We start from the raw sequence: 13,679 nt of genomic DNA on the forward strand, positions 1-13,679 counted from the left end.
AACATAACGCCTGCTTTGCAATGCGTGGTATGCTGTAACACCATTTTTGCACAGGGGTTTTAATCGCGATCGCGGCTAAGCTTGGTAAATTTGAGCGGATCCTCGCTTAAAACGAGATTTTCGCGGCGATGCTTTACAACATGTATCGCTGTAAATAATGCCTCGCGGAATGATACTTCTGACGCTTGATTTTTGCCGGCAATATCATAAGCTGTGCCATGGTCTGGCGATGTACGCACAAAGCTAAGTCCGGCAGTAAAATTCACACCAGATTCGAACGCGATGGTTTTAAAAGGAATTAAACCTTGGTCATGATACATAGCGAGCACCGCGTCAAACTGCATGTAAGTTGCATTAGCAAAAAAGCCATCAGCCGCATAGGGGCCAAAGGCAAGGATATCGTTCGCCCGGGCTTCCTCAACCGCGGGGATAATTACGCTTTGCTCTTCATTTCCTATCAGTCCGTTATCACCTGCATGAGGGTTTAGGCCCAGAACAGCGATCTTAGGTTTACGTATCCAAAAATCCTTTTGCAGCGATGTGTTCATTAGCTTTAACTTGCTCAGGATTTTTTCTACAGAAATTGCCTGCGGCACCTTAGCTACCGGGATGTGGCCGGTAACCACACCTACACGTAAAGTATCGCTCACCAGAAACATCAAAGAATCTGCCGCGTTATCGCGCTGCTGCAAATATTCTGTATGACCGGGGAAATCAAATTGTTCGCTTTGGATGTTATCCTTGTTGATAGGTGCAGTAACCAACGCGTCGATATGCCCGGCTAAAAGGTCGTCCGTAGCTTTTTGCAACGATAAGAAAGCATATTTGCCACCTGTTTCATTCGCGACACCTAAATCTATTTTCACATCTTCTTCCCAACAGTTTATCATATTGGCTTTTTGATGTTGTGCCTCCGCGGCATTGCTGATGACGTTAAAATTCAATTCGGTAATTTCGCAGCTGCGGCGGTGAAAAGATGCAACTTTGGTATGCCCGTAAACAATGGGCGTGCAATAGTCAAACACCCGACTATCAGCAAGCGTTTTAATGATCACCTCAAGGCCAATGCCATTTACATCGCCAATGCTAATACCAACTTTTATTCTCTCGCTCATATTTTAATGATTACACCGGTGCTGGGTGATTACACCATTATCAATGGCAACACCGGTGAGGTATGCAAATAAAAGATTTTAAGGGCAATTATCACCACAAAAGCGCAAATATGACGTACTTTGCTGATCAACTCCAAACAACCAATGCCCGAAGTAAGAGCAAAAAAACATCTTGGCCAGCATTTCCTTACCGACAAAAATATTGCTGTGCGCATAGTTGGCGGCTTACGCCCGGAGAGCAAGTACAACCAGGTGCTTGAGGTTGGGCCGGGCATGGGTATTCTATCTGACATATTGTTGCAACATCCAGATCTTGAAACATATATGATAGACATTGATACCGAATCTTACACCTACCTGGTTAAGAAATATCCTGAAGCCGCTTCGCGTATCATCAACGCAGATTTTTTGGAAATGGATTTCTCATTAGTTTTCGAGCAGCCATTCGGCATAATTGGCAACTTTCCGTATAATATCTCTTCGCAGATTTTATTTAAAGTACTAGACAATCGTCAACAAGTTGTAGAAGTGGTGGGCATGTTCCAAAAAGAAGTAGCCGAACGCTGCTCCGCCAAGCCCGGCAGTAAAGAATACGGGATATTGAGTGTGTTCTTACAAGCGTGGTACAAAGTTGAGTATTTGTTTACCGTGAAGGCAGGAGCATTCAATCCGCCGCCAAAGGTGCTGTCTGGGGTGATCCGCTTAACTCGAAATGATGTTAAGGAATTGGATTGCGATGAAAAATTGTTCTGGCAGGTTGTAAAGGCCGGCTTCAATCAACGCCGTAAAACATTGCGTAACGCTTTATCCTCTTTAATTAATAAAGAAAAAATGGATAACGAACCTTTACTCGACTTACGTGCTGAGCGACTAAGCGTCGCAGATTTTGTTCAGCTAACGAATAAGATAAGCGCGGGGCGAGAGTAATTTTGACATTACGCTAAATACTTACAATTTCTATTTAGGTATATTTGATTATGGACATACAGACGGAAAAAATTGAGTTAGTAAAACTCTTGTTGGACGTAGAAAATCCAAATGTCATAACTGAGGTAAAAGCAATATTGACTAGTGAGCCAACAGACTTTTACGATGACCTACCAGATCACGTAAAAGAAAGTATTGCTATTGGCTTAAAACAAATAGAAAACGGCCAGCACAGACCTCACCATGAAGTTATGGCCGAATTCAGAAGTAAATATGGGACTAAAAATTGAATGGTCGCCACGTGCCGAATTTACCTATAATAACATATTGCTTTATTTGGAGTTGAATTGGTCGGCTAATGATGTAGACAATTTTATGGACAGAACGGATATGTTTTTGAAAGCCATTTCAGAACAACCGGATGCTTTCCCTCAATCAAAAATATCTCAAGTAAGAAAAGCAGTTATAACTAAACAAAACTCTTTGTTTTACTCGGTCCGCAAATCTGGTATTTATTTAATAACGTTTTGGGACAATCGTATGAGTCCTGATAAGAACCCATATCATTTTGACTAACAAATCTATCCTGATAGTAGACGACCTGCACCCTGCCTTTATGAATATGGCTTCGGCGCAAGGCTTTGAATGCGATTATCGACCCGACATCAAAAGAGATAAAATACTTGAGCTGTTACCGGCTTACACAGGCTTAGCTGTTCGCTCTAAATTTAAGGTTGACAAAGAAGTGCTGGATCTGGCTACTAATCTAAAATTCATTGCGCGTGCGGGTGCAGGTATGGACGGCATTGACGAGGCACATGCTTTACAAAAAGGCATTCAACTGTTAAATGCCCCCGAAGGTAATATGGACGCGGTTGGCGAACATGCTATAGGTATGTTGTTATCGCTGATGAATAATTTTGATCGCGCTGATGAAGAAATACGCAAAGGTCAGTGGCTACGCGAAGCAAACAGGGGGTATGAGTTGAAAGGCCGAACCGTCGGTATTATTGGTTATGGTCACATGGGGCAAAGCTTCGCCCGAAAACTCTCCGCCTTTGGGGTTAATGTTATTGCTTATGACAAATACAGAACCGGCTTTAGCGACGCTTACGCCCGTGAGGTAAGCATGGAAGAAATAGTAAAACACAGCGATGTATTAAGCCTGCACATTCCATTAACTACAGAAACCAAGGGAATGGTGAATGATGAATATTTTTTTCATTTTAAAAAACCCATCTTCTTTTTGAATACGGCCCGGGGTCCTATTACAGATACGCAAGCGGTGCTCAATGCAATAAAACAAGGAAAGATTTTAGGTGCAGGTTTAGATGTTTTATCAACTGAGAAATTTCCTGCCCTGGCAGCCGAGCCCTGGTTTGATGAATTGATCAAGAGCAGAAAGGTGCTGCTTACTCCGCATGTTGCCGGGTGGACATTTGAATCGTACCGCAAGATCAGTGAAATTTTAGGAGAGAAACTAAAAACGCTAATACTCTAGGCACTTAAAATTATCGCCAACCAAAATTTGGATATTAATATTTAAATAGCCTATCTTCGTTTTACACCAAACAAGACTATGCGGTTACAGCCGTTATAGTCTTGTTTGTTTTTAAAGCCCTTGCGTAAAGGAAAGCGCAGGGGCGGTTTTATTTAATGGATTTTAGAATTTATACCATACTTATATGGCAGAGGTAGCATACTACACCAAAGACGGTTTAGAAAAATTAAAAGAAGAACTACAATATTTAAAGACAGAAGGCCGCTCGCAGATAGCAAAGGCAATTGCCGAAGCGCGTGACAAAGGCGACCTTTCTGAAAATGCTGAATATGATGCAGCAAAAGAAGCACAAGGCCTGCACGAGGCTAAAATTGCAAAGCTTGGCGATCTGCTTGCAAACGCGCGTCTGCTTGACGAATCTAAACTGGACACGTCTAAAGTATTAGCGCTATCAAAAGTAAAGATCAAGAATACAAAGAACGGCGCTACTATGACCTATCAATTGGTATCAGAGAATGAGGCCGACCTTAAATCGGGCAAAATATCTGTGGCCTCGCCTATTGCTAAAGGCTTGCTTGGTAAAAAAGTTGGGGAAACAACAGAAATAATGGTACCGGCAGGTAAAATGGAATTTGAGATCTTGGAAATTAGCAGGTAGTCAGTAAGTGTATTTAGTTATTAGTTACTATGAACAATTTTGGGGCTAACAACTTAATACATTTAACAACTGAATAACTTATAACCAAATGGCAACTATTTTCAATAAGATCATATCAGGAGAAATACCTTCGTACAAAATTGCAGAAAGTAATGATTACCTGGCTTTCCTGGATATTAACCCGCTTGCAGAGGGGCATGTATTGGTTATCCCCAAAATTGAGGTTGATAACTTGTTCGATCTTGATGATGCAACCTATACCGGCCTGCAGATGTTTGCAAAGATAGTAGCACACGGCATAAAACGTTCTGTGCCTTGTATTAAGGTGGGTGTTGCAGTGATTGGGTTAGAGGTGCCTCACGCACACATACATTTGATACCTGTTAATCAGGTAAGTGATATGAATTTTGCAAGGCCTAAGCTATCTTTTACGGCAGGGCAATTACAAGCGACGGCAGATAAAATTAAAGCCGCCATTCACACCGATATCGTTCAAGACGAAGAATAGTTACTTTTTAAACTTTATTGGCGCGTTAACGCGGGCTGCATTGTCTTTAACGAAAGATTCCCAGCTCGAATGGCTTACACTGCTGCCCCGGCCCGTGGTGATCTTTTGAAAACTGTGGCAAAGCGCCACGGCTAAGCCATCAGTGGCATCTAAAAATTCGGGCGTTTCTTTAAAATGGAGTATCTGCTGCAGCATGGCGGCTACCTGCTCTTTACCCGCATTGCCGTTGCCGGTTATGGCCTGCTTTATTTTTCGCGGCGAATATTCGTTAACCGGGATATTACGTGACAACGCCGCGGCAATAGCGGTGCCCTGTGCCCGGCCAAGCTTTAACATTACCTGAATATTTTTACCATAAAAGGGCGCTTCAATGGCCAACGCGTCGGGGTGGTAATTGTCTATAAGGGCGACAGTTTTTTCAAATATGCGCTGCAATTTAAGCATATGGTCGTTGCCTGCAGGGATCTTTACAACGCCCATGCTTATAAGTTCAACTCTGTTGCCTGTTTCCTTTACCAACCCATACCCCATTACAGCGGTGCCAGGGTCGATACCCAGGATAATTCTTTCTTTAACAGGCAGGGCTTGCATGCAGTAAAGATAGTGCATCTATTAAAATTAGGCCGTCATAAATCTGTTGATAGATTTTTTACGTAATATGCTCAGACCTACAGCCCTAAAATTTTGAACATCGTCGCAAGTGATAATTTTATTTCAGTATTTTTAACCCTACGATGCACGTATTTTGTAGATAGATCGAGGTTATGAAACTGGTTCATTTAATACTTGCACATTCCGCACCGGCTCAGCTCGAAAGACTGATACGTAAACTTGCACATCCCGACGCCGATATTTATATCCACCTGGATAAAAAAGCTACCATTGATGCTTTTATTTACCTTGAACAAATTGAAAACGTTTTCTTTATCAAAGACCGCTGCCGTGTAGACTGGGGCAGCTTTGCGATGGTGCAGGCAACCCTTTGCAGTTTTAAAGAGATATTGTTAAGCGGAAAAAAATACGACTATCTGAATTTATTGAGTGGTCAGGATTATCCTTTAAAATCTTATGACACCGTCCATAAATTTTTGAAAGAGCATCCAAACACCGCTTTCATGAACTTTCTGATGATGGAAACCGAGTGGCAAGAAGCTATGCCCCGCATAGAAGAGTACCATTTTCATCACCTTAAAATAAGCGGTCGTTTTATTTTGCAATCAGTTGTCAATAGCCTGTTGCCAATACGCAGTTTCCCGGGTGGAATGATACCCGTTGGCCGCTCGCAATGGTTTACCATCCCTTTAGATTGCGTGGAATACATTGTAGATTTCTGGGCGGGCAATAAGAAACTTCAGCGTTTTATAAAGTGGACATGGGCGCCCGACGAATTTATCTTCCAAACCATTTTATTCAACTCTGTACATAAAAGCAAAATGGTAAACAGGGATCTCCGTTACATCGATTGGTCGGCAGGCGGGGTAAGCCCTAAAACGCTTAATATAACCGACGCTGACAAGATGTTGGCATCCGGAGCATTTTGGGCTCGCAAACTGGATATGAGCCGCGATCCGGCGCTATTTGACTTGCTTGATGAGCATGCCGCCGAAACGGTAGCTTAATCATTTGTTCGGCGGTGTAATAACCAATACCACCCCAAATTAAAGGCGATCACTCCATGGTTTAAAATTGTCGGTATCAATCCATAATGCTTCCGCATGATATTGAACCGCTCAATGAGACTTTGCCGATGTTTCTTTTTAGACATCCCCCCTACCAGGTATTTTGCTACATAGCCTTCTACTTTAATTATCTTTTTCGCTTTTTTGGCGGCCGTTAATATCCAATCGATGTCGGCACTCAAGCTATAGCTGGTATTATTATAAGGCTCTGCCAAGGACCTTCTTACGTAAATGGCCTGGTGACTTATACTCATACCGTATTTAAAACTTTTCCAAGTAAATTTATTAGGTGCTTTATGCCGGCGGCGGCCTAGGCTTTTACCAATACCGTCAATCATTTCCGTCTCACCGTAATATATATCAGCCTCATCACCTGATTCAAAGACTTTCGCAACGGTATTATCAGCATATATTTCATCTCCCGAGTTCATAAACAGTACATAATCGCCAGTAGCTATTTCTAATCCCTTATTCATAGCGTCGTAAATGCCTTTATCAGGTTCAGAAATTAGCGTTGTTATATTATCCTGGTACTGCTTTAAAATATCCAGGGTTCCGTCTGTCGATGCTCCGTCGATTACCACATATTCAATTTTCGTGTAAGTCTGATTGATCACAGACTTAAGCGTGCGCTCAATATCTGCAGCATTATTGTACACTACAGTAATAACGCTTAAGCGTGGGCTATGCATTCGCATTTATATTTGGGGTTTCGGCAATTACTTCTTCGTACATCGCAATGTGCCTGTCTGCAATACGTTGCTCCGAGAAATGCTCCATAACTGTTTCGCGGGCGTTGTTCTGCAATTGTTGTAAATTTCCATGAGTAATTATCCAACTCATGCCCCGGCATAAACTTTCTGCAGATTTATAGGTGGCTAAATAACCATTCTCTTCATGCTTCACCATATCGGGAATACCGCCCGTTGTAAACGCAATTACCGGCGTGCCGCAAGAAAGGCTTTCCATCACAGTATAAGGCAAATTATCTTCTAATGATGGGATCAGAAAGGCATGAGCTACCGCATAATATTTAGCAAGTGTTTCCTCGTCGCCAATGGTGCCAAGAAACTTAGTGGGAAAAGGAAACACAGGCAGGTCTGTTGTTGTACGGTTACCGAATATTAATAGTTCAACATTACTTGTATTAATAGCGGAATCTGTTACCAAGCGCTTAAGACTGTCTAACAGATAATCAGTGCCCTTGTGCAGGTCTTTTCGGGATGGCATAAAGCCACTAAGGAAATAGATTTTAGTAGCATCTAATCCAAACTCTGTTAATAATGCATCCCTGTCGCGCGGTTTAAATACATCCGTATCCAAAGTATTGGGTAATATTTTAGCAGGCCTTGTATTCAACAAACCGCTTTCTGCTATTGAACGAAGCATCCAACTGCTTGGCGCAATTATGGTAAACTTAAGCTGCTGATACGCCGATTCTTTTTGAAGCCAGATCTTCCTTGAAAGATCACTCTCATGAGGCTTCTCTAGTAAAGGACAAAATCCGCATGAGTGCCGGTAATGGTCGCAGGTGTAACGCACGTGGCAACCACCGGTAAAAGCATTACTATCGTGAAATGTCCATACAATTGGCTTGTTCAACTTTGCAAGCTTCTTTAAACTTGCCGGATTTAGAAACGTATGATTAATCCAGTGCAGGTGTATAATATCTGCACTTTTAACATCAGGATGATTTGAAACATCACGGCCAAACCAGGTAAAGGAAAATGGTGTGCGCGAACCGGCTTTCAAATACCGCCTGCCTAATACCCGTTCAAGGATGATCTTGGCAGCAGTGATAGATTTTTGAAAGATATTATTATCGAAACTTTTAACTAAGGGATTTTGACCAAACTTATAATGAACCAATATTTTTGAATCGACACCTTGCTTTTGTAATGCATTATTCAAACGAAGACATGCTTTACCTGCACCGCCGTTACCGTCGTAGGTGTTTAAATGTAATACTCTGGGCACTCCCAAAAATACATTTTATTGCCGTGCTGTTTAAGCGCTTAATATTTAAATTTACAGCCGGCTTTCAGCATTTGAAAAGCCACATGTATCGCCAATGAGCAACGAACTTACCAACCGCGATTTCTGGAAAAATTATTGGGAAAACAAAACCGGCCTGGCCTTTAAAGTTCCGGCTAACTATACTTTTCACAAGATCATTGAAAAAATTACAACCGGCAATAAAGTTAAGTCTGCCATAGAATTAGGTGGCTTTCCAGGTTATTATGCCATTTTTCTCAAAAAATATTTTGGCGTCGACGCCACCCTGTTTGATTATTATATACACACCGGTGTATTAGATGAGGTATTAGATGCTAATGGTTTACGTAGAACAGACATTGGCGTAATTGAAGGCGATCTGTTTAAGATTCAGCCAGAAAAGCGGTATGATCTTGTTTTATCTGCCGGTTTAATTGAGCATTTTAATAATACGAAAGACATTATAGCTCGTCACCTGCCATTTCTTGACCCCGGCGGAACATTACTTATTACGCTACCAAATTTTACAGGGGTTAATGGCTGGTTGCAGCGCAAATATGATGCAGATAATTACAGTAAGCATAACATCAGCAGCATGGACCCGCAAAAGCTGGCAGATTACTGCCGGCAGTTAGGTTTACAAAATGTTAAAGCCTGCTATTACGGCAAATTTTCTGTCTGGCTAGAAAATAAAGCTAGCCAACCACGCAGCATAAAAGTTTTATTTAAACTACTATGGTTGGCAGGAAAGGTTGCGACTAAGATCGTACCCGTAGAAAGTAAAAACTTGTCACCTTATATAGTAGTTACGGCAACAAAGCCTAATTAAGAGCCTCGATAGCCATATCGATAATGTCTTTGAACAAAGCTTTATTTGTACTGGATTTGGCGCTAACGCGGATGCCTTTTACAGTATTATAGGTAAACCGTGCCAATGCACGCGCATCTTGTTTATTACTTATCTCACCGCTTTCCTGACCGCGTTTTATGGCGGTGTAAAAGGCATCCTCAATTTCTTGGTCACTGCTGCAAATCATGGTGCCTATTTGCTTGTCATGAGGGGCAACCTCCACTTCAGAGTTTACCAGGAAACACCCTTTCTGTTCGGTGTCAGTGGTGGTGTATTCTAACAATCTGCGGATAGCCGCTTTTGCAGACCCGGAATTGTTTACAATGCTGCATACATTCTTTGAAGCATCTTTCTGATACATATCAAGCGCCTTAACGTACAAAGTATGCTTATCCGTGTAGGTATCGTATAAGCTTGAGCGGCTTATACCTAAGCCGTCTACGAGATCCTGCATAGATGTAGCTTTGTAACCCTTTCGCCAGAATATTTCCACGGCCTTGGCTAAAACCTCTTGTTCGTCAAAATCTTTACTTCGCGCCATATACAAAAAGCCTTGCTCTTGTAAGAGCAAAGCTATTTAAAATATGTTTAAGGCAGTGCCTGATTATTTAGCGCCGCCTGCAGCAAATAACACCTCGCCGGTTAACCAGCCGGATTCGTCTGATGCTAAAAACGCGGCAACGTTAGAGATATCTTCCGGCTGACCGATGCGGCCCAAAGGCGCTGTGTTTTCTACATGAGTTTGAAAGTCGCTGCCAATAAGTCCGGCAGAAATAGAACCTTCCGTTTCAACCATTCCCGGCGCCAGGGTATTTACCCTTATTTTTCTTGGACCAAGTTCTTTAGATAGTACGTTGGTGATAGATTCAACCGAACTTTTGGTAGCGGTGTAGATAGAACTACCGGCGATATTTAATTTGGTAACAGCCGATCCGATATTGATAATACTGCCGCCGTCGTTAAAATTCTTTGCTGCCTCTTGGGTAACAAGTAACAAGCCTAAAACATTTGTGTTAAACTGACGATGGAATTCATCTGCCGTGATTTGGCCGAGCGGTACAAAATTGTAAACGCCTGCGTTGTTTACAAGAATATCAACGTTACCGTATGTGCTATTAGTCTCGGCAAATAAGCGTTTAATATCTGTTTCGACAGAAACATTCGCCTGTACCGCAATAGCCTTGCCACCTGCGTTGGTAATCTCTACCACCACTTTATCAGCCCCGCTTTTGTCGCTCGAATAATTAACAACTACAGAGGCGCCTTCACTGCTTAACTTTTTAGCAATATCTGCACCTATGCCTTTTGAAGCGCCTGTTACCACCGCCACTTTGTTTTCTAATCTTTTCATTTTTTTGTGATTTAATGTTATTTGGAACAATCGTTCCGCAAAAGTAAACACATATTGGAATAAATGTTCCTAATAAGTTTACATGTGTTTTTAAGATGACAATAAAAGTTGCAAAGAACTTTTATTGTTAGAACTTCTGTCGGAAGAATCGCAATGCGCGCTTCAACAAACTACCTTTTCTATGTGTTAGGAAATGCTTTATTAAAGTATACGCAACAAGATCTTCTTTGATTGCGGAAGGAAAGTGAGTGACGGGTTGACCAGAAACTTCTACATTATACATAGCCTCCGCGTTCGAGTGGACGCCTGTACCATCATGCCCAATATTCTGTATCAATGAATGCGAAGGATTTAACGTTAATCCGCCTTTAAGAAATATAGATGCGTACCAGCGTATGGCCCATGAGTTATTTTTACCGGCTTTAAACTCCTTCATTTGTTTCCAGAAATTCATAGTGCCGTCTATGCTGAAACTATTGATCTTTTGCTTATCAAACTCACTGATCAGCTTGTCAATATCAGGTTCAAAGTTTTTCCATGCCCTTGCCCACGTTGCCCAGCCCCAACTCGTCGCTGCACGGTAGAAAAAAGTCTGCGGCAAACCATTGGTATCCAATGGGTACATGTAGCCTCCAATATGCATTACCTGCTCTTCGTCGGCAAAACGCGTTAACGCGTCATTGAAATACTTTAGCGTATAAGGGGCTGAGAGAAGATCATCTTCGAACACTATTACCTTGCCATACTGGTTAACCAACTTTGTAACACCATCAATAATTGACGCCGCAAGGCCCATATTCTTTTCGCGGGTAACTATATGCACACTCTTAAACCCGGACACGTTACTGATAATATCGCGAACCTCAGAAACATTCTTTTGCTCAGATTTGAATCTGGCAGCGTCCGCATAAATTACCAGATCAGACTCGGTAGCCAGATGATTTTGCTGCAAGTGGCTAATAGTGCGCCGGGTATGGTCCGGGCGGTTATATACGAATAGCGCTATGGGTGCAAGGCTTGGCAAATGGCGTGTTTAAATACCTAAACAATTGTCGGATTTATAAAATACCGAAGTAGATTTTTCATAAAATAAGCCGGGTGAGATGCCGCTAAAAAGCAATTGTTTAAATCCGTTGGCTTTAAGAAAATCTACTCCGGGCTTATAAGACTCACGTTCAGTATCATCAAGCACAACAACACCATCAGGAGTCAGGGCATCTAAACAATTTAAGCAACAGTTTACCCGGTCACGGCCATCAATAATGATCACGTCGAATTTTTCGCCGAGTTTTACCGGCATGCGGCAGTAATCGCCATCGCGCTTTAGTTCACAAAATATGATCTCAGAATTTTCGGGACGATCTCTAGAAACAGTCTCGTACCAGCCTTTGTCATGCTCCACAGCTACAACTATTCCCGCGTGTTTGGCGTAGAAAAACGTAGAGTTGCCGGAACCAAATTCAAAAACGGTGTGTTGCTTATTAATGCGCTCTTTTATAAAGTCTATAAAACTATAAGTCACCCACGGGATTGGGTTGCCATTAGCATCAACCGGTTTTTGCGCATCAAACGATTTAAACCAACCGATTTCGTGTAGATAACCTTTACCATTAAAAGACAGTAATGATTTAAGCCTTTTTGGCTGGCCTAGTACTTGCAGAAGTGATGAAAACGCGCTCAACGATTAAATATCTTTTGAAAAAGTGAAATTAAAAATAATGATCTAAACATCATTAAACCTTGCTTATAAGTTGCGGGAATAAACAGGACAAAAAAAGTGGCACTAGCATAGGCAACCAAAGTTGCGATAGCTGCACCCATCATCCCCATTTTGGGTATCAACATAAGGTTTAACACAATGTTTACCACAGCGCCGAAACCTGTACGGATAAACGTCAATTTATTCAGGTTTTCGGCGATCAAGTATTGGGAGCTGGCAACTCCTAAAAATACGAACACCCCCGACCATATGTGTACCGACAGCACCGGCGCGGCGTAAGCGTATTCTGGTTTGTACAGCTTGTATATCAGCGGCGAAGCAAATGTAATGACCAACGCAGCAGGTAAACTTAAATAAACCATCAGGTCATATAAGTTCTGAATACGTTTCTTATAACGGTTAATATCATCGCGGCGGGCATTTAGAATAGCAGGAAACAGCGAGGTTACAATAACTGAAGGTATAAAATTCCAAGCCTCGCTTAGTTGAGCAACCGTGTTATAGGCGCCGGCCTCTTTTACGTTAACCAGGTTTTGCAACATGATCTGGTCTATTTTCATGTACAGCGACACCATGATCCCTGCAATGATCAACGGCCATGAATAACTTAATAACTTAGAGGCGAGACTACCCTGAAATTGCCATGTAAATACGCTCCGTTGCTTATCCTGATAAGTAAAAAAATAGCCTAATGATAATAGCAGAATGTCAAAGAAATATGCATACACAAACCATACAAGCGACATGTGCATATATACCAGCCCTACCTTTATAGCCGCGGATACCAGGTTACCAATAACCTGTACCTGCATAATGTACTTAGACCTTACCTGCGATTGAAAATAAGAATCTATTACGTTGAACGCCTGCACCACCCCTGTGAACGAGAGGATAAAAACGTAACTATATGGTGTAGCCTTTGCCGGATAGATGAGGTAGCCAATGTAGATCAGCGGCACGCAAAGGAAACCTGCTATTACTTTCATCCAAAAGGAGGTACCTAAAATTTGGTCGCGGTTCTCGGGAAAGACATGTAGTTCCTTAACAATAAATTGGTCGAGCCCCAGTGTGGCGATTGCCGAAAAGAAGTAAATGTAGGTGATGCCACCGGTGAGTATACCATTGTTACCACGACCCAGATAGTTAGCAACAACAATGCTAACTGCCATTTTTATCACCAAACTGCCTACCCTGCCAATAAACAACCAGCCTGTATTTTTGAAATACTTCTCGAAAGCTTGCTGATCAAATCCTTTAATGCCGGGAATACGCATATTTGCGGGTAAAGGTAATTAATTAGCGTCAATCGATACTGATTTACCCGCTACAGCGTTTCCAACACTTACCAAGTCTGTTATTAATTCCTTATTTTGCC

General features: G+C 42.0%; 17 protein-coding genes. 8 read left to right on the forward strand and 9 right to left on the reverse strand.

From position 1 onward, the window contains the following. Positions 1-59: 59 nt before the first annotated feature. A complete protein-coding gene (gene pdxA / locus GO620_RS11865) occupies positions 60-1,115 on the reverse strand; it encodes a 4-hydroxythreonine-4-phosphate dehydrogenase PdxA (protein ID WP_157525573.1) in 1,056 nt (351 codons plus the stop codon). A gap of 144 nt (positions 1,116-1,259) precedes the next feature. Here pdxA and rsmA point away from each other — a divergent pair, with 144 nt between their 5' ends. The 6 genes from rsmA (at position 1,260) to GO620_RS11895 (ending at position 4,709) form a co-directional block, all read left to right on the forward strand. Continuing rightward, on the forward strand, positions 1,260-2,042 hold the full coding sequence (rsmA, locus tag GO620_RS11870; RefSeq protein WP_157525574.1) for a 16S rRNA (adenine(1518)-N(6)/adenine(1519)-N(6))-dimethyltransferase RsmA: 783 nt from the start codon (positions 1,260-1,262) through the stop codon (positions 2,040-2,042). 50 nt (positions 2,043-2,092) lie between these two features. Then, the gene (locus GO620_RS11875) at positions 2,093-2,332 is read left to right on the forward strand and encodes a hypothetical protein (protein ID WP_157525575.1); all 240 of its coding nucleotides are present in this window, start codon (positions 2,093-2,095) and stop codon (positions 2,330-2,332) included. Beyond that, a complete protein-coding gene (locus tag GO620_RS11880) occupies positions 2,316-2,618 on the forward strand; it encodes a type II toxin-antitoxin system RelE/ParE family toxin (protein WP_157525576.1) in 303 nt (100 codons plus the stop codon). The genes GO620_RS11875 and GO620_RS11880 overlap by 17 nt, the downstream gene beginning before the upstream one ends. 46 nt (positions 2,619-2,664) lie before the next feature. After that, positions 2,665-3,543 (forward strand): NAD(P)-dependent oxidoreductase, encoded by an 879-nt coding sequence (locus GO620_RS11885; protein WP_394368560.1) that lies wholly within the window; start codon positions 2,665-2,667, stop codon positions 3,541-3,543. 184 nt (positions 3,544-3,727) lie between these two features. Then, positions 3,728-4,201 (forward strand): transcription elongation factor GreA, encoded by a 474-nt coding sequence (greA, locus tag GO620_RS11890; RefSeq protein WP_157525578.1) that lies wholly within the window; start codon positions 3,728-3,730, stop codon positions 4,199-4,201. Between the two features lie 88 nt (positions 4,202-4,289). Further along, positions 4,290-4,709: an HIT family protein gene (locus GO620_RS11895; RefSeq protein ID WP_157525579.1), complete on the forward strand. Its 420-nt coding sequence runs from the start codon at positions 4,290-4,292 to the stop codon at positions 4,707-4,709. On the opposite strand, the gene ruvC is transcribed toward GO620_RS11895, so the two are convergent. Beyond that, positions 4,710-5,300, reverse strand: coding sequence for a crossover junction endodeoxyribonuclease RuvC (gene ruvC / locus GO620_RS11900; protein ID WP_157525580.1), 591 nt, complete (start codon positions 5,298-5,300; stop codon positions 4,710-4,712). Positions 5,301-5,473: 173 nt separating this feature from the next. On the opposite strand from ruvC, the gene GO620_RS11905 reads away from it, so the two are divergent. Continuing rightward, entirely contained in the window at positions 5,474-6,328 is an 855-nt protein-coding gene (locus GO620_RS11905) for a beta-1,6-N-acetylglucosaminyltransferase (RefSeq protein ID WP_157525581.1), read from the forward strand. Here the strand turns inward: GO620_RS11905 and GO620_RS11910 are convergent. Both GO620_RS11910 and GO620_RS11915 read right to left on the reverse strand, forming a co-directional pair. Continuing rightward, a complete protein-coding gene (locus GO620_RS11910) occupies positions 6,325-7,086 on the reverse strand; it encodes a glycosyltransferase family 2 protein (protein WP_394368529.1) in 762 nt (253 codons plus the stop codon). The two genes, GO620_RS11905 and GO620_RS11910, sit on opposite strands and share 4 nt — an antisense overlap. Then, the gene (locus GO620_RS11915) at positions 7,073-8,365 is read right to left on the reverse strand and encodes a glycosyltransferase (RefSeq protein ID WP_244139409.1); all 1,293 of its coding nucleotides are present in this window, start codon (positions 8,363-8,365) and stop codon (positions 7,073-7,075) included. Before GO620_RS11915 ends, GO620_RS11910 begins: the two co-directional genes overlap by 14 nt. Before the next feature lie 94 nt (positions 8,366-8,459). Between GO620_RS11915 and GO620_RS11920 the strand changes: the two genes are divergently transcribed. Then, a complete protein-coding gene (locus GO620_RS11920; RefSeq protein WP_157525584.1) occupies positions 8,460-9,212 on the forward strand; it encodes a methyltransferase domain-containing protein in 753 nt (250 codons plus the stop codon). Here GO620_RS11920 and GO620_RS11925 read toward each other — a convergent pair. The 5 genes from GO620_RS11925 to GO620_RS11945 form a co-directional block, all read right to left on the reverse strand. Continuing rightward, a complete protein-coding gene (locus GO620_RS11925) occupies positions 9,205-9,774 on the reverse strand; it encodes a TetR/AcrR family transcriptional regulator (RefSeq protein ID WP_157525585.1) in 570 nt (189 codons plus the stop codon). The genes GO620_RS11920 and GO620_RS11925 overlap by 8 nt on opposite strands. A gap of 63 nt (positions 9,775-9,837) precedes the next feature. Further along, entirely contained in the window at positions 9,838-10,584 is a 747-nt protein-coding gene (locus GO620_RS11930) for a glucose 1-dehydrogenase (RefSeq protein WP_157525586.1), read from the reverse strand. 127 nt (positions 10,585-10,711) lie between these two features. Next, the gene (locus GO620_RS11935) at positions 10,712-11,608 is read right to left on the reverse strand and encodes a glycosyltransferase (protein WP_157525587.1); all 897 of its coding nucleotides are present in this window, start codon (positions 11,606-11,608) and stop codon (positions 10,712-10,714) included. 9 nt (positions 11,609-11,617) lie between these two features. Then, complete coding sequence (locus GO620_RS11940) at positions 11,618-12,265, reverse strand: class I SAM-dependent methyltransferase (RefSeq protein WP_157525588.1); 648 nt, start codon at positions 12,263-12,265, stop codon at positions 11,618-11,620. Further along, positions 12,262-13,578 (reverse strand): flippase, encoded by a 1,317-nt coding sequence (locus GO620_RS11945; RefSeq protein WP_157525589.1) that lies wholly within the window; start codon positions 13,576-13,578, stop codon positions 12,262-12,264. The genes GO620_RS11940 and GO620_RS11945 overlap by 4 nt, the downstream gene beginning before the upstream one ends. Positions 13,579-13,679: the final 101 nt, after the last annotated feature.

Source organism: Mucilaginibacter ginkgonis (assembly GCF_009754905.2).
GTDB classification, from domain to species: Bacteria; Bacteroidota; Bacteroidia; order Sphingobacteriales; family Sphingobacteriaceae; genus Mucilaginibacter; species Mucilaginibacter ginkgonis.

Excerpts from the sequence above, each read along its gene's own strand:
- pdxA (WP_157525573.1), bottom strand. The coding sequence starts at position 1,115 with ATGAGCGAGAGAATAAAAGTTGGTATTAGCATTGGCGATGTAAATGGC.
- rsmA (WP_157525574.1), top strand. The coding sequence starts at position 1,260 with ATGCCCGAAGTAAGAGCAAAAAAACATCTTGGCCAGCATTTCCTTACC.
- GO620_RS11875 (WP_157525575.1), top strand. The coding sequence starts at position 2,093 with ATGGACATACAGACGGAAAAAATTGAGTTAGTAAAACTCTTGTTGGAC.
- GO620_RS11880 (WP_157525576.1), top strand. The coding sequence starts at position 2,316 with ATGGGACTAAAAATTGAATGGTCGCCACGTGCCGAATTTACCTATAAT.
- GO620_RS11885 (WP_394368560.1), top strand. The coding sequence starts at position 2,665 with ATGGCTTCGGCGCAAGGCTTTGAATGCGATTATCGACCCGACATCAAA.
- greA (WP_157525578.1), top strand. The coding sequence starts at position 3,728 with ATGGCAGAGGTAGCATACTACACCAAAGACGGTTTAGAAAAATTAAAA.
- GO620_RS11895 (WP_157525579.1), top strand. The coding sequence starts at position 4,290 with ATGGCAACTATTTTCAATAAGATCATATCAGGAGAAATACCTTCGTAC.
- ruvC (WP_157525580.1), bottom strand. The coding sequence starts at position 5,300 with ATGCAAGCCCTGCCTGTTAAAGAAAGAATTATCCTGGGTATCGACCCT.
- GO620_RS11905 (WP_157525581.1), top strand. The coding sequence starts at position 5,474 with ATGAAACTGGTTCATTTAATACTTGCACATTCCGCACCGGCTCAGCTC.
- GO620_RS11910 (WP_394368529.1), bottom strand. The coding sequence starts at position 7,086 with ATGCGAATGCATAGCCCACGCTTAAGCGTTATTACTGTAGTGTACAAT.
- GO620_RS11920 (WP_157525584.1), top strand. The coding sequence starts at position 8,460 with ATGAGCAACGAACTTACCAACCGCGATTTCTGGAAAAATTATTGGGAA.
- GO620_RS11925 (WP_157525585.1), bottom strand. The coding sequence starts at position 9,774 with ATGGCGCGAAGTAAAGATTTTGACGAACAAGAGGTTTTAGCCAAGGCC.
- GO620_RS11930 (WP_157525586.1), bottom strand. The coding sequence starts at position 10,584 with ATGAAAAGATTAGAAAACAAAGTGGCGGTGGTAACAGGCGCTTCAAAA.
- GO620_RS11945 (WP_157525589.1), bottom strand. The coding sequence starts at position 13,578 with ATGCGTATTCCCGGCATTAAAGGATTTGATCAGCAAGCTTTCGAGAAG.